Source organism: Nocardiopsis algeriensis, from assembly GCF_014203695.1.
GTDB lineage: Bacteria > Actinomycetota > Actinomycetes > Streptosporangiales > Streptosporangiaceae > Nocardiopsis > Nocardiopsis algeriensis.
This window is the reverse complement of record NZ_JACHJO010000007.1, coordinates 326,048-345,792: the sequence shown is the minus strand read 5'-3', so window position 1 is coordinate 345,792 and position 19,745 is coordinate 326,048. Positions and strand designations below refer to the sequence as shown.

Sequence of the window (19,745 nt, the reverse complement as noted above, 5' to 3'; positions counted from 1 at the left end):
CTGCCACGGTTTTTCTTGAGGGGGGTCGTCTTTGCGGGCGGCCCCTCTTTTTTTGTGTGTGGTGTGTGGGGGGTCCTGGCGGGCCCCCCTTTTTTGTTGTCTGGGGGCCGTTTGTTGCCCGGGACCGGCGGAGGGACGGGAGGCCTGTCTGCCCTTCCCGCGGTGGCGGGAGGAGCCTCGGCTCCGAGGATGTGGTGCGAGAGCGCCCCAGGCCCCACCCACTCCTCTCTCGGCTCGTCCTGCCTGGGAGAATCCTTCCATGACTACTCCCATCCCCGCCGAGCTTCTCGCCGCCGCGGAAGCCGCCAAGGGCTTCATGCCCACCGACGAGGGGCTCGCCCTCTACGAGGCCGCTCTCGACCATGCCTCCATCGGTCCCGTCGTCGAGATCGGTACCTACTGCGGCAAGTCCACCATCTTCCTCGGAGCCGCGGCCCGGGCCACCGGGGTCCCCGTGGTGACCGTCGACCATCACCGGGGCTCCGAGGAGCACCAGGTGGGTTGGGAGTACCACGACTCCTCCCTCGTCGACGAGGCCACCGGGAAGTTCGACACCCTTCCGCACTTCCGGCGCACCCTCACCGAGGCAGGACTCGACGACGAGGTCATCGCCGTCGTCGGACGGTCCGCCGATGTGGCCTCCGTGTGGGCGAAACCCATCGGACTGCTCTTCATCGACGGGGGACACAGTGAGGAGGCCGCGCAGGCCGACTACGCCGGCTGGAGCCCCCACGTCGCCCCCGGGGGCGCGCTGGTGATCCACGACGTCTTCCCCAACCCCGAGGACGGCGGACGGCCGCCGTACAACATCTACTGCAAGGCCCTCGAATCGGGGCTGTTCAAGGAGGTGCGGGCGGTCGGTTCCATGCGCTTCCTGGAGCGCGTCGCCTGACATCCGTGCGCGGAGGCGCCGGCTTCCGCGCCCCCTCCTTGTCCCATATGCCTCGAAGGTAAGCCCAGGGTAAGAAGTCACTCCCTGGTTATGGGTAAGGCCTTGACATGTTTATGTGCAGGTATCGTGTCGGGAGGGCGGAGCGATGGAGGTGTGGGTTCCCGGGATACCGCTTCAGCCCTGAACTCTACTGAACCCATCTGGGGTACTTGCGCGTCACATACGAGGACGGCAGGGTGCCGAACGTGATTTGCCAGGGAGCTTGGAGCTGAGCGAGAGCACACGCGGCGGAGACGGGGCGGATGGACAGCGCCCTGAGCAGGACACGCCGGAGACGAGAGAGACCTCTGCTGAAGAGCTGTCCAACACATCCACTCCCGAGGTGAACGAGCCCGAGTCGGGAGGGGATGGTGAGGCTTCCCCGAAGGCAGAGGCAGGGGAGCCCGAGTTCATCAGCCCGATCACTTTCAAGACCAGCGGCTCGTTCTTCCGCGAGCGGGTGGCACAGGCTCTCGCGGAGCAGGGCTTCGGAGACGGAGACGAGCCTGCCGACGCCGAGGGGAAGCAACCGGAGGCCGCTGAGACCGCGCGGGAGGAGGGCGGAGACGGCGACCGTACCGAGGCCCTGCCCGCGCAGGAGGACACCGCTGCCGGGACCGGTGGGGCTGCTGGGTCCGCTGCCACGGCTGTGACCGAAACTCCGGAGGAGAAGTCTTCCGAAACCGCCGGGGAAGACGCGTCCTCGGCTGCCGGGGCCTCCGCCGAGTCGGAAGCGGCCGCGGAGACCGAGACCATGTGGCCGCAGGCACGCAAGCTCTCCGAGTACGTGGCGGAGAAGGAGCGGACCACCGCTGTACCCGCGGCCGGCTCCACCGGGCCCCAGGGGCCCGCCGGTACCGGGCCCGGAGGGCCGAAGGGGCCCAAGGGCCCCGGCGGGGGGAAGGCCGAGAAGAAGGGCAAGCGGAAGAAGCCCCTCTGGTGGCGGATCACCAGGGTCTTCCTCGTCGTCACCGGCCTGTTCTTCATCCTCGGCGCGGCCGCCTTCGCCTACTTCTACACCACCGTCGAGGTCCCCGACGCGGCGAAGGCCGACGCCCTCGAACAGGGTTCCACCTTCTACTTCGCGGACGGGGAGACCGAGTTCGCCTACCGGGGCACCGACCGCGATCCCATCTCCTACGAGGAGATGGTGGCCGGCGGCGACCATGTCGTCGAGGCCGTCATCTCCGCTGAGGACCGCGGCTTCTGGACCGAACCGGGCGTCTCCGTCCGGGGCACCACCCGGGCCGTGTGGTCGACCCTGTCCGGCAACCAGGTGCAGGGCGGTTCCACCATCACCCAGCAGATGGTCCGCAACTACTACGAGGGCATCAGCACCGAGCAGACCATCACGCGCAAGGTCCGCGAGATCATCATCGCCCTCAAGGTCGACAAGAGCGAGTCCAAAGAATGGGTGATGGAGCAGTACCTCAACACCATCTACTTCGGGCGCCAGGCCTACGGCATCCAGGCCGCCTCCCAGGCCTACTACCACAAGGACGTGGAGGAGATCACCCCTGAGGAAGCGGCCTTCCTCGCCGCCGCCATCCAGCAGCCGACCCTGTTCGGCCAGGCGGACGTGGAGACGACCCCGGCAATGGAGGAGCGCTGGGAGTATGTCGTCGACGGCCTGGTGACCACGGGTGCGATCACCCGTTCCGAGGCCGACCAGATGGAGTTCCCCGCACCCGAGACGGAGCGGCCCCAGCAGGGCGCCGATCTCAGCGGCTACCGCGGCTACATGTACGAGGCCGCCGTGCGCGAGCTGATCGACCTGGGCTACACCGAGGACCAGATCAACCGGCAGGGCTTCACCATCGTCACGACCTTCGACAAGTCGATGATGGACGCCGCCTACGAGGCGGTGGAGGGCCGGATGGACCCGGACATCCTGCCCGAGGGGGTCAAGGTCGGCCTGACCACGGTCGACCCGGCCACCGGCGAGGTGCTGGCCTTCTACGGCGGCCACGACTACTACGAGAACCAGTACGACTCGGCCCTGCTGGGCGGCTCCCAGGCCGGTTCCGCCTTCAAGCCCTACGTCCTGGCGGCCGCGCTGGAGGAGGGCTACAGCCTCTACAGCTTCGTCGACGGCAGCGGTCCCCGCTACATCCAGGGGTCCCGTATCCAGAACGCGGGCAACGCACCGGGCGGACCGATGAACCTCATCGAGGCGACCCGGGTCTCCAACAACCTCGGCTACATCGACCTGTCGATGGAGGTCGGGTACGAGAACGTGCGTGACACCGCCTACAGCATGGGCCTGCCCGAGGGAAGCATCAAGGACGACCAGCTGGTGCCGACGATGGCGCTGGGCGTGTCCACCGTCAGCACGCTCGACCAGGCCAGCGGGTACGCCACCTTCGCCAACGGCGGTGAGCACGTCGAGGCGCACGTGATCAAGGAGATCGTCAACACCGAGGGGGAGAACGAGCGTCCGGAGGTCCGGCGCAACCAGGCGCTGAGCGAGAGCACCGCCGCCGACGCCACCTACGCACTCCAGCAGGTGGTCACGGGCGGTACCGGCGGCAACGCCAACATCTGGACGCACCCGGTGGCCGGCAAGACCGGTACCACCACGGGGAGCATCGCGAACTGGTTCGTCGGCTACACGCCGCAGCTGTCCACGGCGGTGAGCGTCTACAACGAGAACAACGAGTCCTTCTACATCCCCGGGTTCGGTGCCTCCGGCGGTGACCTGGCCGCACCTCTCTGGCGCGAGTACATGACCGTGGCGATGGAGGGGTACGAACGGAAGGAGTTCCCGCAGCCGGCGTTCGCGGGATCCACCCACTACTGGGCCCCGGATCCGTCGACGCAGGAGCCCGAGGTGCCCGAGGAGCCGGTGGAGGAGGCCCCCGAGACACCGGAGGTACCGGTGGAGCCCGAGGTGCCGGAGGTCCCCGAGACGCCGATGGAGCCGGAGCTCCCGAGGACACCGGGGATTCCCGAGTTCCCGGAGACGACCGAGCCCGGGACCGAGGAGGGGGCCGTGGGCTTCGGCAGCGGCTTCGCGACACCGGGCCGGGAAGAGGGCTGAGCCCGCCCGTGCGGAGGGGCCCCGCGATTTTTTCGCGGGGCCCCTCGCCGTCTTCCGGAGTGTCCCCGGTGTGCCGGTCAGGTGTCCCAGGAGTGCAGGAACACCTGTGAACCCGGTGTGGCGCCCGTGAGGGCGTCCACAGCCAGGATCACCGCGGCCGACGTCCAGGTGCTCCGCTCGACCGGCCAGCGCACCTGTTCGGCGAACTGATAGCCCGTCCAGTACATCCCGTCCTCCTCGTCGCGCAGGTGCTGCACGTCCCGCAGCACCTGCACGCCCGCCTCGATCTCGCCGAGGGAGGCCAGCGCCAGCACCAGCTCCGACGACTCGGCCGCGGTCACCCACGGCTGGTCGCTCACGCAGCGCACACCCAGACCCGGGACCACGAAGCGGTCCCAGCGCTCGGCCAGCCGCTCCTTGGCCGCGGTACCCCGTACGGCGCCCCCCAGGATCGGGTAGAACCAGTCCATCGAGAAGCGGCTGCGGTCGGCGAAGAGCTCCTCCCGCTCGCGGATGAGCACGGCCAGCCTCTCCGCGGCCGCCGTCCACTCCGGCTGCTCCCGGCCCAGCCGGGCCGCGAGGGCGGCGCCGCATCGCAGCGCGTGGTGCACGCTCGCGCACACCGTCAGCAGCGCGTGGTCGCCGGGAGAGCCGTCCTCGGAACGGGCCCACAGGATCTCGCCGTGCTCGCCGCGCAACCCCAGGACGAACTCGATGCCGCTCTCCACGCTCGGCCACATCAGCTCGGCGAACTCGGTGTCGCCGGTGACGAGCAGGTGGTGGAACAGCCCCACCGCCGGATAGGCGGCGTGATTGGCCTCCCGCAGCCGCGTGACGGGCCTGCCCTGCCGGAACTTGGCGGCCCAGCCGCCGTCGGGGTGGCGGCTGGAGTCCAGCCACAAGTAGGCGCGCCGGGCCGCCCGGGCGTGCTCGGGGTCGTGCACGCCCGTCACAGTCAGGGCCATCGCGCACTCCACGTGGTCCCACACGTCGGTGTGGCCGCCGGGGAACCACGGGACGGCGCCGTCCTCCTCCTGACTGCGCACCAGGTGGTCGGCGGCGCGGTGCAGCTGCTCGGCGCTCACCACACCGGGGAGTTCCAGGTCTCGGAAGGCCACGGCCGCGGCGGCTGCCGTACTCATACGGGCTTGCGGACGTACACGACCACGCTCTTGCCGATGAGCGGGTTGAGCAGGCGCTCGGCGACGCGGGTCACCTTGGGGGCCTGGAGCATGTCCCACACGAGCATGTCGTGGTAGGCCTTGGCCACCGGGTGGTCGTCGTTGCCGGTACCCACCGCGCACTTGATCCACCAGTACGGAGCATGCAGGGCGTGCGCGCGGTGGTGCGGGCCGATCTCGAAGCCGGTCGCCTTGAGCTTGGCCTCCAGCTCGGCGCGGGTGTAGATGCGGATGTGCCCGCCCTCGTTGGTGTGGTACTCCTCCGACAGCGCCCAGCACAGGCGCTCGGGGAGGAAGCTGGGCACCGTGACCGCGGCGATGCCGCCGGGCGCCAGGACCCGGTACAGCTCCTTCATGGCGGCGGTGTCGTGGGCGATGTGCTCGAAGATCTCTGCGGCGATCACCCGGTCGAAGCAGGCGTCGTCGAAGGGCATGTCGAGCGCGTCGCCCTTGACCGTCTCGGCGGAGGCCTCGGCGGGTGCCTCGCCCTCCTGGCGCATGGCGGCGAACATGGTCTCGACGGAGGCGAGGTCGTCGACGTTCTGGTCGAAGGCGACGACGTCGGCGCCACGGCGGTAGGCCTCGAAGGCGTGGCGGCCGCCGCCGCATCCCAGGTCGAGAACGCGGTTGCCCGCCCCGACGGGGAACAGGGTGAAGTCGACGGTGATCAGTGGAGGCTCCCTAGGATCTGCGGGTGGAGGTGTGCGCCTGCCGGGTCAGGCGTCGCCCGTCCGCACGGGCGCGGTCCGGGGTCCGCCGTCCGCGGGGCCGCTGCCCCTGACGGCGTCGATGGTGGAGGCGTACCTGCGTGCGGTCAGCTCGGCGACGGCCCGCCAGGTGAAGCGCTCCTGGACGCGCCGCCAGGCGGCCGCGCCCATGCGCTCGCGCTCGTCCGCGTCGTCCAGCAGGGCGGCGATCTCGGCGGCCAGGACCTCGGGATCGCCGGGTGGGACGAGGCGTCCGGCGTCGCCGTCGGTGCCCACGACCTCGGGCAGGGCGCCGGCGCGGCTGGCGACCAGGGGGGTGCCGCAGGCCATGGCCTCGACGGCGGGGAGGGAGAAGCCCTCGTAGAAGGAGGGGACGACCGCCACCTGGGCGCCGGCGATGATCTCGGCCAGGGCGGTGTCGTCGATGCCGCTGACGAACTCGACGCGGTCGCGCAGGCTCAGCTCGTCCACCAGCTGGTCGGTGGGCCCGCCGGGGCGGGGCTTGCTGACGATCGTCAACGTGACGTCGCGTTCGGTGGCGAGCTTGGCTGCGGCGCGCAGCAGGGTGGACACACCCTTGAGGGGGCTGTCGGCGCTGGCGGTGCACACGATGCGGCCGGGGACGCGCGGCGTCTCCGGCCGGGGGTGGAAGTAGCGGGTGTCGACGCCCAGGGGGGTGACCTCCATGGCGGAGGGGTCGACGCCGAACTCCCGGGAGATGTCGTCGGCGGAGGACCGGGAGGGTACGAGGATCGGGTCGAGTTTGCGCGCCACCCTCGCCTGCATCTTGACGAACCCGTACCAGCGGCGCTTGGAGAGCTTCTGCCAGCCCTGGGCCTCGTCGATCTCGATGCGGCGGTCGACGCTGATCGGGTGGTGGATGGTGGTGACCAGGGGGATGCCGGCGGCCTTGATGCGCAGCAGGCCCCAGCCGAGGGTCTGGTTGTCGTGGACGACGTCGAACTCGCCCAGGCGGCGGCGCAGTTCGCGGTCGGCGCGCAGGGAGAAGGTGAGGGGCTCGGGGAAGCCGGCCGTCCACATGGTGGCGACCTCGAGGACGTCGATCCAGTCGCGCCACTCGCGCACGGGCGGGGCGACGAAGGGGTTGGCGTCGTTGTAGAGGTCGAGGGAGGGGATCTTCTCCAGGGTGACGCCCTCGTCCAGGACGGGGTAGGGCTGGCCGGAGAAGACGGTGACCTCGTGGCCCAGGGCGGCGAGTTCGCGGGACAGGTGGCGCACGTACACGCCCTGCCCGCCGACGTGCTGCTTGCTGCGGTAGGACAGCAGGGCGACGCGCAGGGGGCGCTCCGGGTTCGGTCCCGTGCTTTTGCCCGTCTGGGTCAAGGGTCCACCTCTTCGTTGGTCGCGGGGCCGCGGTCGCCGCCGTGCACGGTCCGGCGGGGTGGCCACCGCCGACACGGGCGCGCGTATGTGCCGGTGACGGGCACGGGCGCCTCATATGTTACTCGGCAGTTGCGTCCGGAGGCGCTGCCGGGCCTTGTGGTAGGGGAATCCTATTCGTGCCCCTTCGCGATGCGGACAGCGCCCCAGCGCGGGAGTGTCTCGGGTCCGGTGCGGCGGATGCGGCCGCGCTCCTCCAGGAGCCTCAGGTGGGCTGCCGTCTCGGACGCGGCCATGTGCCGGGAGCGGGGCCGCATGGCGTCCCAGGGGCGGCGCCAGGTGAGCCGGGAGGAGGCCTCCCACAGGGTGAGCGGTCGCTCCGCGAGGAGGGCGAGCAGTTCCTCCAGGCGCTTCTCGTGGTGGTCGGTGATCTCCCGCGCGCGCTCGGTCAGGCCGGAGAAGCGGGTCTCGTGCGAGGGCAGGCACACCAGGGCGTCGGCGCCGGGCAGGTCGGCGATGCCCTTCTGCGAGGCCAGGAAGTCGCCCAGCGGGTCGCCCTCCGGCGAGGTCAGGGGGAACTGTCCCACGTGCGGGGTGATGCGGGGCAGGACGTGGTCGCCGGTGAAGAGGTGGCCGCTGTCGCCCAGGTGGAGGCACAGGTGGCCGGGGGTGTGGCCGGGGGTCCAGACGGCGCGCAGGTCGCGTCCGGGCAGGTCGACGCGGTCCCCGTCGGCCAGGGTGATGTCGGCCGCGGTCGAGGGGACGGGCAGGAGCGGGTCGGCGGAGAGCAGGCCCACCTCCTCCTCGGGAAAGCCGGCGCGGCGGAGCTGGAGGGCGATGTCCTCCCGCCGCCCTGCCGGGTTCCGGGCGGCGAGGGCCTCGACGGCGGCGGTGTCGGCGGGGTGCATGGCGATCCAGGCGCCGGAGGCCTCGCGCAGGCGGTCGGCCAGCCCGAGGTGGTCGGGGTGGAAGTGGGTGACGACGGCGCCGCGGACGTCCCCGACCGAATGGCCGGTGTGCTCGATGCCCTTGGCGAGTGCGTCCCACGCGTCGTCGTGGTTCCAGCCGGTGTCGACGAGGACGGGGCCGGAGGATCCGGCCACGAGGTAGACGAGGGTGGATCCGAGAGGGTTGTCGGGGATGGGCACCGGGAGGCTCCAGATCCCGTCGCCGAGGTTCTCGACCGGGGGAGTGTCGGGCATGGGGGGTGACCTCTCGCCAGAAACAGAACGGGATTCTATTCTAGGTGGGGGTCCTCCCCCGGGGAGTGTCCGGGGTGTGGGGCGAAGGGGCGAAAGTCCCGCTCGAGAGTAAAATAGAACTGATTCTCATCAGTCTGGAAGGATATGCCGGAAGGCTCCTGATTCTCCGTTCGCTGTTGTGCCACGTCAGCAAATGAGGTGAGGATCATGGGCCGATGCGCTGCGTCGCGGGAGGGCTGTTGGATAACGTGTTCTCGCAAAACCGGCGTTCGCTGTGAACTCCGGGCCCGATCCCTGACAATCCCCCAGAGCCGCGGCAGGTGGACGGTACGCGGCCCGACGACGAGTGGGAGAGATCCTGTGGCCGTGCAGGCGCCGACCGGAACGATGTCGCGATCCCAGACCCAGCGCCGCAGGCGCATCGTGCAGACGGCCGCCGCGCTGGCCGTGCGCGGAGGTGTCGAGGCCATGCAGATGCGCTCGGTCGCCGAGCGCGCCGGCGTGGCCCTGGGCACCCTCTACCGCTACTTCCCCTCGAAGATGGACCTGGTCGTGGCCGTGGTCACCGAGGAGCTGGATCTCCTCGAGAGCGGAATCGTCCGACGCCCGCCCACGGCCGACACCGCCGCGGGCCGTGCCGTCGACGTCCTGCTGCGCGCCACCCTGGGCCTCATGCGCGAGCCCGAGCTGGCCGACGCCCTGGTGCGGTCCCTGGTCATGGCGGAGGTCACGATCGAGCTGGACACCCGTATCACCGACCTGGTGTGGCGGGTGGCCACCGACTCCCTGGCCCAGGTCGGGGTCGAGGAGGCCGACGGGAGCGGCATCGACCGCGGGAGCACCGAGTACGTCCTGGCCGGAGCGCTCACCAGCGTGTGGATCTTCGAGCTCACCGAGGTCCTCCGGGGCCGGCGCGACATGGACGAGGTGGAGCGGCGCCTGAGGACGACCGCGGACCGCCTCCTCGCCTCCTTCTGACCGCCCCGCAGGTCTTTCCCCCGGGCGTCAGCCACCGCCCAGGAGCAGGCCCACGAGCCCGCTGAGCAACCCTTTCCTCTCGCCCCCGTCGTCGGACCCCTCGCCGGTTCCGTCCCCGGGGGCGCTGTCGTCCCCGGGGGCACTGCCGTCTCCGGGAACGCCACCGTCTCCGGGAACGCCACCGCCTCCGGGAACGCCACCGCCTCCGGGGGCGCTGCCGCTGCCGGGATCGCCGTCGTTCCCAGGCCGGGGGCCGGCGGGCGCGGGCGGCTCCTCCTCGGCGGGGGCACCCGCCTCCTGGTCCGGGATCTCCCCCGAGGGGGCGGGTTCCTCGGGGACGGGGGCGTCCTCCCGCGTGCCCTCTTCCGCCACCGCTCCCTCCCGGCCGGGGTCGGACTGCGGGGCGAACGGTGCGGCCTCGGCCTCGAGCTCGGGTCCGGAGGAGGAGGTCGGGGCCTCCGGCGCCGCCGTGACGGAGGGGCCTGTGCCGGAGGGGCCCGCACCGACCACGGCGGGAGGGGGCTCCGTGGCCGCAGCCCAGGACCACAGCGCGACCGCGACCGCCGCGGTGGCCAGGCCGGAGGCGGCGGGAAGCAACCTGCGCCTCCGGCCGTCCCGGTCCCGATCCCGGCCGGACCCCGCTCCCGGACCGGGCAGCGGCGCGCGGATCTCCCCCCGGTCGGGGACGTCGCGGGTGGTGACCCGGTCCCGGGGCAGGATCCGGGGCGGTGGCTCGGGACGCCTCTCCGCAGGTGCGGGCCCTTCCGCGCGGACCTGCCTGCCCGGCGCTTCCACACGGTGCTGCGGGTAGCCCTCGGGGGTGAGGGGCTGCATCCCCCGGACGATCCGCTCCCGCTCGGCGGCCGACTCCGGGGCGGTACAGGTGCGCACGACGCGCTCGCGCAGCCCCGGCGGGGGCCCGGGAGGCGTCAGCAGCTCCAGGGCGGCGGAGACCTCACGGGTGCGGACGCGCAGGCTCGGGCCCGCCGGGGGTTCCGTCCCCGGGGCCTCCTCCGCGCCGGAGGGAGCGCGCGGCGCCTCCTCCGCGCCGGGGAGGTTGTCGGCGGCGCGCCGCACGGCCGACCGGACCAGCTCACCGCAGACCCGGGTGTCCAGGCCGAGCACGCGGGAGACGGCGGAGACGGGCAGGGCGTGGCGCAGGCGGAGCTCGAGCAGTTCGCGGTGGCCGGCCGGGACCCGGGAGAGCATGAGTGCGGTCGGCTCCTCGGCGGGAACGACGGCCAGCCGGGTGTAGGGGCAGGAGCGTGCGAGGCCCAGCTGCCGGCACGCCGCGCGGACCATCGCGTACAGCCGGGGGCCCCGGTCCGCGGGATCGGCGGGGAAGCCGGCCAGGGCGACCCCGGCCACCAGCCCGTCGTGCACCGCGTCGGCGGCCCGGTCCCCTTCGTCGCCGAGAAGGGACCAGGCGTACCGGTACAGGGACGGGGCGAAGGCGTCGTAGAGCTCCGCCACGGCCTCCGCGCCGTCCGCCTCGCGTCTTTTGCTACCTCCGGTCATGAAATCTCCCCCCATGTCGTGCCGACGCTAGTGGGGGGAGATCCGGGGGCGCGGAAGATTCCGCCAGCTATGGCTTCAAGGTAAGACTTTTGTTACCCCGAGCTCGCCGGCCGGTCTCACTCACCGCCGCGCGAGGGAGAGCCGATCGCGATCATGCGCTCCACCGACCGGCGCGCGCGATCGGCGGTCTCCCCGGGAACGGTGATCTCGGTGGTGCCGTACCGCAGGGAGTTCAGCAGCTTGTCGGCGTCGATCATCTTCATGTAGTGGCACTCGGCGCGCGAGTTGACCGCCTCGAACACCGTGTCCGGGTTGGCGTTGCGCAGCTGGTGCAGCATGCCGGTCTCGGTCGCGATGAGGACCTTCTTGGCGGAGGTCTGCTCGGCGGCGGTGAGCATGCCGCCGGTGGAGAGGACCTTCACCCGCTCCTCGGGGACCGCGCCGCTGCCCACGAGGTAGAGGGCCGAGGTGGCGCAGCCGCACTCGGGGTGGACGTAGACCTCGGCGTCGGGCTCGGACTCCACCCTCTGGCGCAGGGTGTGGCCGTCGATGCCCGCGTGCACGTGGCACTCGCCCATCCAGACGTGGATGTTGTCGCGGCCGGTGACGCGTCTGACGTGGGCGCCCAGGAACTGGTCGGGGAGGAAGAGGATCTCCCGGTCCTCGGGGATGGAGCGGATGACGTCGGCGGCGTTGGAGGAGGTGCAGCAGATGTCGGTCTCGGCCTTGACCGCCGCGGTGGTGTTCACGTAGGCGACGACGACCGCGTCGGGGTGCTCGGCCTTCCAGGCGCGCAGCTGCTCGGCGGTGATGGTGTCGGCGAGGGAGCAGCCGGCCTCGGGGTCGGGCAGCAGGACGGTCTTCTCGGGGGCCAGGATCTTGGCGGTCTCGGCCATGAAGTGCACACCGCAGAAGACGATGGTGCTCGCGTCCACGTTGGCGGCCAGGCGGGACAGGGCGAGGGAGTCACCGGTGTGGTGCGCCACGTCCTGGATTTCCGGGCGCTGGTAGTTGTGCGCGAGGATGACAGCGTCGCGCTCCTTCGCCAGGCGGCGGACCTCCTCGGCCCATTCCTGCCTGGTCATGGTGTCTGCAGTGGCGGTGACCGGTGCCATGTCCAACTACTTCCTCGAGGCTGTGGGCGCGGCGTATGAGCCGGGCCTGGGTCGGTCGGTGCGGGCCAGCTAGTTTTTGTCTGACAGGCACAAACCTGGTGCAGCTTAACATGTCGGAGAACGGAAGGGACAGGGTGGATATTTCGGAAGCAAACGGACGAGCGGCGCGGGAAGCGGAGGACACCTCGGGCCGGGCGGCCCACGAGGCGCTCGCCGTCGTCCTCCAGATCCGCGACTCCGAACTGTGCGTCCTGCTGTGGAAACGTGCTCTCCCGCCCCACGAGGGGTGCTGGTCCCTGCCGGGCGGACGCCTGCGCGCGGACGAGAGCCTCGGCGCGTCCATCCGGCGCCAACTCGCCCAGAAGGTCGACGTGCGAGATCTGTCACACCTGGAGCAGCTGGAGACCCGCAGCGATCCCGGGCGTGACCCGCGGCGGCGCACCCTGGCCACCGCCTACCTCGGGCTCGTCCCCGCCCACGTCGACCCCGTCGTGCCCGACGACACCGGCTGGCACCCCGCCGCCGACCTGCCGCCGATGGCCTTCGACCACGCCGCCATCGTGCACTCGGGCCGGCAGCGGCTGCGCGCCAAGCTCAGCTACACCAACGTGGGCTTCGCCCTGGCACCGCCCGAGTTCACCATGTCGGAGCTGTCGGGCTACTACCGCGCCGCCCTGGGGCACGACGTCGCCGCCACCAACCTGCGCCGGGTGCTCCTGCGCCGCGGCCAGATCGAGGACACGGGGCGCTGCGTGCCCTCGGGGCGCTCGGGCGGGCGCCCCGCCGCACTTTTCAGCTTCCGCGAGCGCACCCTGCAGATCACCGACGCCTTCGCCGTCCTCCGGCCCCCGAGCACGTCCTTGTAGACTCCCACCCCGTGGCTATTCGTACTGTGGTGTTCGACGTCGGCGAGACGCTCGTCGACGAGACGCGGATCTTCGAGCGCTGGGCGGACCGCTTCGGGATTCCGCACATGGCGTTCTTCGGCACCATCGGCGGTGTCATCGCCTCCGGCGGAACCCTCACCGACGGCTTCCGGCTCCTGGTCCCGGGCTTCGACCTGGAGGCCGAGAGCGCGCGCTGGCTCGAGGAGGAGCCCGACGGCGAACGCGAGCACTTCGGCGAGGCGGACCTGTACCCCGACGTCAGGCCCGCCTTCCGGGCGATGCGCGAGAGTGGCCTGTCCCTGATCATCGCCGGGAACCAGCCGCCCGAGGCCGGGCCCGCCCTGGAGGCCATGGAACTGGGCGTCGACGGCATCGGCATCTCCGACGTCTGGGGCGTGCACAAGCCCCTGCCGGAGTTCTTCGACCGCGTGCTGGAGCTGGCGGGGGAGACCACCCCCGGTATCGGACCCGGCGAGATCCTCTACGTGGGCGACCGCGTCGACAACGACGTCCTGCCCGCGCGCGCCGCCGGGATGCGCGCGGTGCTGCTGCGCCGCGGCATCTACGGCTACCGCCACTCGGCCTCCCCCGAGGCGGCGCGGGCCGACGCGGTCCTGGACGACCTGCTCCAGGTCGCCGAGTGGGCCGCGGCGCGGGCCTGAACCCGGCGCGCGGGCGGGCGCGCCGGGAACCGCGTCAGGGCAGCGAGGAGTAGCGGCCGGCCCAGCGGACCAGGGGCGAGCCCTCGCCGCGCACCTCGGGAAAGCCGGTGACGTCGGCGAAGAACACCGCGTGGTCGCCCACGTCGACGCGCCTGCGCACCGAGCACTCCAGCGCGGCCAGGGCGTCGTCCAGGACGATGGCCCGCGTTCCCTCGCCCCGGTGGTGGGGCTGCCCCGACACCAGCAGGCGCGCGCTCGGCCGGCCCTCGGCGGAGAAGCGGCCCGCCAGGACGCGCTGGCCGCTCCCCAGCACGCTCACCGCGAACGCGCCGACCTCCTCGATCACCTCGGCCATGTAGCCGTCGATCCCCACGCTGACCGAGACGATCGGCGGGTCGGCCGACACCGAGCCGAACGCGCTGACGGTCGCCCCGACGTCGTCGCGGCCGTCGGCGACGGTCACCACGGTCACGCCGGTGGCCACCATCGACATCGCGTCCAGGTACTGCCCTGCCAGGGGGTCGGAGGTCATCGGACCTCCCACGCGCCCGGCATGGACAGCGGGCCGCCCAGGGGCAGGCCCAGGGCCAGTGCCGCACCCTCCAGCGGACCCCAGGCCGACAGCGAGCTCTGCGGCCCCGAGGCGGCCAGGTCCTCGCTCGACTCGTGCGCGCGCAGGCCGTCCAGCGCGCCCCGGCGCGGGAAGGACCGCAGCGGCAGGGCTCCGGCCCCGGCCTTGTCCCGGGCGATGCGCACCGCGGTCTCCAGCCCGCCGAGGGCGTCCACCAGGCCGCGTTCGTGCGCCTCCCGGCCGGTCCACACCCGGCCGCGGGCGACCTCGTGCACCTGCTCGGGGGTCATCGAGCGGGCCCGTGCGACCTTGGCGGTGAAGTCGCCGTAGACCTCGTCCAGCAGGGCGTTGACCCGCTCCCACTCCGACTCGCTGAAGGGGCGCTCGAGGTCGAACATGCCGGCGTGCGGGCCGGTGCTCACCGCGTCGCTGGTCACCCCGTACCGCTCCAGCAGCGGGCCGAGCACCGGCTTGCCCGTGATCACCCCGATGGAGCCGGTCAGCGTGCCCGGCTGGGCCACGATCGCGTCCGCGCCCAAGGTGACGTAGTAGCCGCCGGAGCCGGCGACGTCGCCCATCACCGCGACCACGGGCTTGCCCGCCCTGCTGGTCAGCTCCGCCTCGCGGCGGATGGCGTCGGAGGCGGTCGGGGAACCGCCCCGGCTGTCCACCCGGAACACCACCGCCTTGACGTCCGGGTCCCGCCGGGCGGCCCGGAAGGCGGCGCACACCGTGTCCGAGCCCATGACCGTGCCGCCGCCCAGCGGGGAGCGGCGGGTGCGGCCCGTGCTGATCGTCCCGGTGGCCGAGATCAGCGCGATGCAGCTCGCGCCGCTGCCCGGCAGCGGAAGCTGCGTCGGGGTGTGCCTGCGGTGGTAGCGGGTGACGAACAGCAGTTCCGGTTCGCGGCCGCGCTCGCCGCGGACCTCGGCCAGCAGGTCGGCGTAGATCTCGTCGCGGTAGGCCAACCGGTCCACCAGGCCGTGCTCCACGGCCTCCCCCGCCATGAAAGGCCCCTGCGACACCAGCTCCCGGACCCGCTCCTCGGACAGGCCGCGCGCCTGCGCGACGGCCTCGACCAGCTGGTCGCCCAGGGAGGAGACGATCGACTCGGAGACCTCGCGGTGGGCGTCGGTGAAGCCGGTCTCGGTGACGCCGTTGAGCGCGCTCTTGTACTCGTGGCGGCGGCCGACCTCGTAGCCCACGCCGAGCTTGTCCAGGGCCCCCTTGACGAAGGTCCCCTTGAGCTTCAGGCCCGTCAGGCCGAGCACCCCGGTGGGTGCCATCGCGATCCGGTCGAACGCGCACGCCAGGTAGTGGGAGAGGTTGCCCTCCCCGCTCTCACCGAAGGAGTCGGCCCAGGCCACCGCGGTCTTGCCGGCGGCGCGGAAGTCGGCGACGCAGTCGCGCAGCTCCTGCACCTTGGCGAAACCGAGCGTGCGGGTGTCCACCCGCACCAGGAGAGCGGCCACCCGCGGATCGCGGGCGCCCCGGCGGATGCCCTCCACGAGCTCGAGGTGGTGCTGCTTGCGGCGGTTGACGAGCTGGGCGATCGGGTCTCCCGGAGCCTCGTCGGCGACCCCCTCCGTGAGGTCCAGCTCCAGGACGACGGGCCCCCGGGAGCGTTGGCCGAGGCGGGCGAGGGACAAGGGCTGCGTGATCTTCGCGAGGTCCACCATGGGCCCAGGGTAGTCGCCGGGGCCGCGCCCCGCGGGCCGCCGGGTCCGGGCCCCGCCGCCGTGCGCGCACGGCGGTCAGGGGCGCTAAGGTCTTCTCAGTTCTGAGGCGCACGGTTGAGAGGACACCATGGCGGGCATCCACGGGCGAGGCGGACGGGCGCGCGGAGTGCGCGCCGCGGGGGCGGCGGCCGCGACCGCGTCCCTGTTGGCGCTTGCGGCCTGCTCGGGCGGCGGTTCCGAGGGCGCGGAGATCACACTGGAGCGCGGCGAGAGCGGTGTGATGCCCGGTATCGAGCCCCCCGACCCCGGGGAGTACGCCGCCCAGGAGATCGAGGGCGTGAGCATCGAGGTCCCCGAGGGGTGGCAGGTGCAGAACGAGGGCGGCACCCTGTGCGTCAGCCCGCCCGGTCAGGACGCCTGCGGCTACGGGTCGGTCCAGCTCACGCCCCAGGCCTCGACCCGCAACCCGGGGGAGTGGCCCAAGAAGGGCGACGCCTTCAACAAGGAGGACGGCTGGGGCGCCGACACCGGTAGCTGCCGCAGTCTCAACACCGCGGCCTCCGGCGGCATCGGCGTCTCGGGGGCGGACCTGAAGGTCGCCGACTTCACCCAGCACGCCGACGGCCTCAAGTCGCACCACTCGGTGTGGGAGGTGACGTGCGCCAACGACGACAGGTTCGAGGTGCGCATGTGGTTCCTGCCGATCAGCGACGTCCTGCTCTACGTGTGGTCGGTCGACTCCCAGTACAGCGCCGTCTACGACGAGATCGCCCTCTCCATGGACACCTCGGGTTACGAGAGGTAGGCCCCGCCCCCGCCCCCCGTCTGCCCGTTCGGGTGTACCCGCGGCGCCCTGAGGCCGTAGGGTCGTATCGTCACCGTCCCGAACGGTGACGAGGATCCATGTGACAGCGCGAAACGGGGTGCAGCACTTGACCGGCATCGGAGCGGCGGGGCAGTTGGTTCGGTACACGCTGGAGAACGGGTTGCGCGTGGTGACCGCGCCCGCCTCCACGGGCCAGGTCGCCGCCGTGAATCTGTGGTACGGAGTGGGGTCCCGCCACGAGGTGCCCGGCCGTACGGGCTTCGCGCACCTCTTCGAGCACCTGATGTTCCAGGGCAGCGGCAACGTGGCCAAGGGCGAGCACTTCGAGGAGATCGAGCGGCTGGGCGGCGACATCAACGCCTCCACCTCCACCGACCGCACGAACTACTACGAGACGGTCCCCGAGCACGCCCTGGACCGCGTCCTGTGGCTGGAGGCGGACCGCCTGGCCACCCTGCGCGACGGCATGACCCAGGAGGTGCTGGACAACCAGCGCGACGTGGTCAAGAACGAGCGCCGCCAGCGCTACGACAACCAGCCCTACGGCACGGCCCTGGAGCGCATCCTGCGCCTGGCCTACCCCGAGGGCCACCCCTACCACCACCCGACCATCGGCTCGATGGCCGATCTGGACGCCGCGGACCTGGACTACGTCAAGTCCTTCCACAAGGCCCACTACGGCCCAGACAACTGCGTCCTCACGGTCGTCAGCAACCTCGACCCCGAGGACGTCCGGGCCCGCGTCGACAAGTACTTCGGCCACATCCCGGCCCGCGAGGACGTCCCGGAGGTCCCCGACGCCGCGCTCCCCGAGCCGCTGGGCGGCCCGGTCCGCGACCAGGTCGCCGAGACCGTTCCGGCGCCGGGGGTGTTCATCGGTTTCCGCGTGCCGGCCTACGGCGAGCGCGGCTTCGACGTCATGCACCTGGCCTCGGCGGTTCTGGGCCAGGGCCAGGGCAGCCGCCTGTACCGCGCCCTGGTCGTGGACCGGCCCATCGCGGCCGACGACGGCGGATCGGCCGCCGACATCCTGCCGTTCCGCTACACCGACAGCCTGCTCCTGGTGAACATGCTCGCCCGGGAGGGCGTCGACGGCGACACCCTGGAGGCCGCCGTCCGCGAGGAGATCGCCAAGCTCGCCGACGGCATCGGTGAGGAGGAGCTGGAGCGGGCCCGCGCCGTCCTGGAGCGCGAGCACCTGCAGTCGATCGCCGGCCCGGCCGGCCTGGCCGACGCGATCAGCAGCTGCACGCAGCTGTTCGACGACCCGGAACTGGCCCTGACCTGGCCGCGCCGGTGGGAGGGCATCACCGCGGAGGAGGTGCGCGCCGCCGCCGAGCGCCTGCTCGTCGACGGCAACCTGCTCGTCGTGCGCTTCGACCCGGCCGCCGGGGACCAGGAGACGGCCGGCGCCTGACCCGGCCCGCGCACCGACCAGACTTCCACCGCAAGCCTCAGAAAGAGCCGAGCATGTCGCAGACCCGTCCGGAACTCGGTACCCCGACGTCCTACACCTTTCCCAAGCCCCGGCGGATCACCGTCGGCGGCGGCACCGTCGTCGCCGTCGACGTCCCCGGACAGCACCTCGTCTCCCTCCGCCTCGTGCACCCCTTCGGCGGTGCCGTCGAGCCGCTGGACGCCATGGGCGTCAGCGCGCTGACCAGTGAGGTCCTCGAGGACGGCCCCGGGGGCGGCAGCTCCCTGGCGCCCGCCCTGGAGCGATACGGGGCGGAGTGGGTGTCCCGTGTCAGCTGGGACGGCTTCATCACCGGTCTGGACGCCCCCGCCGGGCGTCTGGGCGAGGCCGTCGGCCTCTTCACCGACGCGGTGCGCCGCCCCGCCCTGAAGCCCGACGACATCGTCGGCCGCCGCAGCCAGCTCCTGGAGCGCTTCTGGCTCGAGGCGGCCTCGGCCGGCACCCTGGCCATGCGCAGTCTGGGCGGCCAGCTGTTCACCGGCCGCTACGCCACGCCGCTCGCGGGCGGACCGGTGCGTCTGGCCGACATCACCCCCGAGACCGTCGCGGCCTTCCACGCTGAGCGCATCGCCTCCGTCGCCGGAACCCTCGTGGTGGTGGGCGACCTGAGCCGCGTCGACCTGGTCGAGCTGGGCAAGACCGTGTTCGGCGACGCCGCGCCCGCGCCCGAGCGCGAGATCTCCGAGCCCGCCCCGCCGCCCGGGGAGCTGCCCCGCGTGCTCATCGTGGACCGGCCGGGATCGGTGCAGTCGGCCCTGGTCATCGCCCACCGCGCCCCCTCCCGCTCGCAGGTCGACCTGCCCCGGGCCGAGGGCATCAGCGAGGTGTTCGGCGGTATGTTCACCTCCCGCCTCAACCTGGAGCTGCGCGAGCGCCTGGGCTACACCTACGGGGCCGGCTCCCGCTTCGACCTGCGCCGGGACAGCGGGGTGTTCTTCATGTCCACCCAGGTCGAGGCGGACACCACGGCGCACTCGGTCACCTCGTCCCTGGAGCAGGCGGCCGAGCTGCGCGACTCCGGGGTGACGGAGGAGGAGCTGGCCGCGGTGCGCGAGGCCAACACGGTGGGCCTGCCGGTCAGCTACTCGACCGCGCGCTCCATCGCGGGGGCCCTGGTCGACATGGTCGTCCACGACCTGCCCGACGACCACGTCGACCGCGTCCGGGCCGGCTACGAGCGGCTCACCAAGGAGGCGCTCGACAGCGCCGCCGTCGAGTACCTGCACCCGGAGGAGGCGGTGGTGGTCGTGGTCGGCGACGCCGGGCGCCTGCGCGGCCCGCTCGCCGACACCGGGGTCGGCCCGGTCGAGGTGCGCACCCCCGACGAGCTCTGGTCGTGAACGAGGAGTGAACCGATGCGCGTGCAGATGCATCACATCTGCACGCGCGTCTCCTCGTCGGAGCTGATGGCAGGGGCGCGTCACCGAGGACACGGGTTCTGACGGACATAACAAAAACGGACCTATGTGTCGGTGTTGTGGCAACCATCAGCTGGAACTCGGCGTCATGCTGATATAACGAGTGATCCGTGCACCTACGTGGTGACAGCGACCGCAATGCTCCGCAGGAGGCCACCATGGCCGGTGAATGGAACCGTGGATAACCGTGTCCTCCCTAGAGAATCCCCATA

The 19,745-nt window shown here is 71.9% G+C and carries 16 protein-coding genes; 8 read left to right on the top strand and 8 right to left on the bottom strand.

Annotated elements, in window-relative coordinates:
• The first annotated feature begins 259 nt into the window (after positions 1 to 259).
• Positions 260 to 892, top strand: coding sequence for a class I SAM-dependent methyltransferase (locus tag FHS13_RS13525; RefSeq protein WP_184292125.1), 633 nt, complete (start codon positions 260 to 262; stop codon positions 890 to 892).
• A gap of 382 nt (positions 893 to 1,274) precedes the next feature.
• A complete protein-coding gene (locus FHS13_RS13520) occupies positions 1,275 to 3,971 on the top strand; it encodes a transglycosylase domain-containing protein (RefSeq protein WP_343065020.1) in 2,697 nt (898 codons plus the stop codon).
• Between the two features lie 77 nt (positions 3,972 to 4,048).
• On the opposite strand, the gene FHS13_RS13515 is transcribed toward FHS13_RS13520, so the two are convergent.
• The 4 genes from FHS13_RS13515 to FHS13_RS13500 all read right to left on the bottom strand — a co-directional run bounded on the left by FHS13_RS13515 (position 4,049) and on the right by FHS13_RS13500 (position 8,402).
• Positions 4,049 to 5,113, bottom strand: coding sequence for a glucosidase family protein (locus FHS13_RS13515; RefSeq protein WP_184292123.1), 1,065 nt, complete (start codon positions 5,111 to 5,113; stop codon positions 4,049 to 4,051).
• The gene (locus tag FHS13_RS13510; protein WP_246405289.1) at positions 5,110 to 5,766 is read right to left on the bottom strand and encodes a class I SAM-dependent methyltransferase; all 657 of its coding nucleotides are present in this window, start codon (positions 5,764 to 5,766) and stop codon (positions 5,110 to 5,112) included. The genes FHS13_RS13515 and FHS13_RS13510 overlap by 4 nt, the downstream gene beginning before the upstream one ends.
• Positions 5,767 to 5,868: 102 nt before the next feature.
• Positions 5,869 to 7,203, bottom strand: coding sequence for a glycosyltransferase family 4 protein (locus FHS13_RS13505; protein WP_184292121.1), 1,335 nt, complete (start codon positions 7,201 to 7,203; stop codon positions 5,869 to 5,871).
• Positions 7,204 to 7,373: 170 nt separating this feature from the next.
• Positions 7,374 to 8,402, bottom strand: a complete 1,029-nt coding sequence (locus FHS13_RS13500; RefSeq protein WP_184292120.1) for an MBL fold metallo-hydrolase — start codon at positions 8,400 to 8,402, stop codon at positions 7,374 to 7,376.
• 360 nt (positions 8,403 to 8,762) lie between these two features.
• On the opposite strand from FHS13_RS13500, the gene FHS13_RS13495 reads away from it, so the two are divergent.
• Entirely contained in the window at positions 8,763 to 9,380 is a 618-nt protein-coding gene (locus FHS13_RS13495) for a TetR family transcriptional regulator (protein WP_184292117.1), read from the top strand.
• Positions 9,381 to 9,407: 27 nt separating this feature from the next.
• Here the strand turns inward: FHS13_RS13495 and FHS13_RS13490 are convergent, their stop codons facing one another.
• A complete protein-coding gene (locus tag FHS13_RS13490; RefSeq protein ID WP_184292115.1) occupies positions 9,408 to 10,898 on the bottom strand; it encodes an RNA polymerase sigma factor in 1,491 nt (496 codons plus the stop codon).
• Between the two features lie 116 nt (positions 10,899 to 11,014).
• Positions 11,015 to 12,013 carry a quinolinate synthase NadA gene (nadA, locus tag FHS13_RS13485; RefSeq protein ID WP_184292114.1) on the bottom strand — a complete coding sequence of 333 codons (999 nt, stop codon included), beginning with the start codon at positions 12,011 to 12,013 and terminating at the stop codon, positions 11,015 to 11,017.
• 134 nt (positions 12,014 to 12,147) lie between these two features.
• Here nadA and FHS13_RS13480 point away from each other — a divergent pair, with 134 nt between their 5' ends.
• Entirely contained in the window at positions 12,148 to 12,879 is a 732-nt protein-coding gene (locus FHS13_RS13480) for an NUDIX hydrolase (RefSeq protein WP_420221026.1), read from the top strand.
• 11 nt (positions 12,880 to 12,890) lie between these two features.
• Positions 12,891 to 13,562 carry an HAD family hydrolase gene (locus FHS13_RS13475; protein ID WP_343065019.1) on the top strand — a complete coding sequence of 224 codons (672 nt, stop codon included), beginning with the start codon at positions 12,891 to 12,893 and terminating at the stop codon, positions 13,560 to 13,562.
• A 34-nt stretch (positions 13,563 to 13,596) separates the two neighbouring features.
• Here FHS13_RS13475 and FHS13_RS13470 read toward each other — a convergent pair whose 3' ends face one another.
• Positions 13,597 to 14,094, bottom strand: coding sequence for a flavin reductase family protein (locus FHS13_RS13470; protein WP_184292110.1), 498 nt, complete (start codon positions 14,092 to 14,094; stop codon positions 13,597 to 13,599).
• Positions 14,091 to 15,812, bottom strand: coding sequence for a signal peptide peptidase SppA (gene sppA / locus FHS13_RS13465; RefSeq protein ID WP_184292108.1), 1,722 nt, complete (start codon positions 15,810 to 15,812; stop codon positions 14,091 to 14,093). Before sppA ends, FHS13_RS13470 begins: the two co-directional genes overlap by 4 nt.
• A 127-nt stretch (positions 15,813 to 15,939) precedes the next feature.
• Between sppA and FHS13_RS13460 the strand changes: the two genes are divergently transcribed.
• The 3 genes from FHS13_RS13460 to FHS13_RS13450 all read left to right on the top strand — a co-directional run bounded on the left by FHS13_RS13460 (position 15,940) and on the right by FHS13_RS13450 (position 19,455).
• Positions 15,940 to 16,617, top strand: coding sequence for a hypothetical protein (locus FHS13_RS13460; RefSeq protein WP_184292106.1), 678 nt, complete (start codon positions 15,940 to 15,942; stop codon positions 16,615 to 16,617).
• 127 nt (positions 16,618 to 16,744) lie between these two features.
• A complete protein-coding gene (locus FHS13_RS13455; protein ID WP_184292104.1) occupies positions 16,745 to 18,055 on the top strand; it encodes a M16 family metallopeptidase in 1,311 nt (436 codons plus the stop codon).
• Positions 18,056 to 18,108: 53 nt separating this feature from the next.
• On the top strand, positions 18,109 to 19,455 hold the full coding sequence (locus FHS13_RS13450; protein ID WP_184292102.1) for a M16 family metallopeptidase: 1,347 nt from the start codon (positions 18,109 to 18,111) through the stop codon (positions 19,453 to 19,455).
• Positions 19,456 to 19,745: the final 290 nt, after the last annotated feature.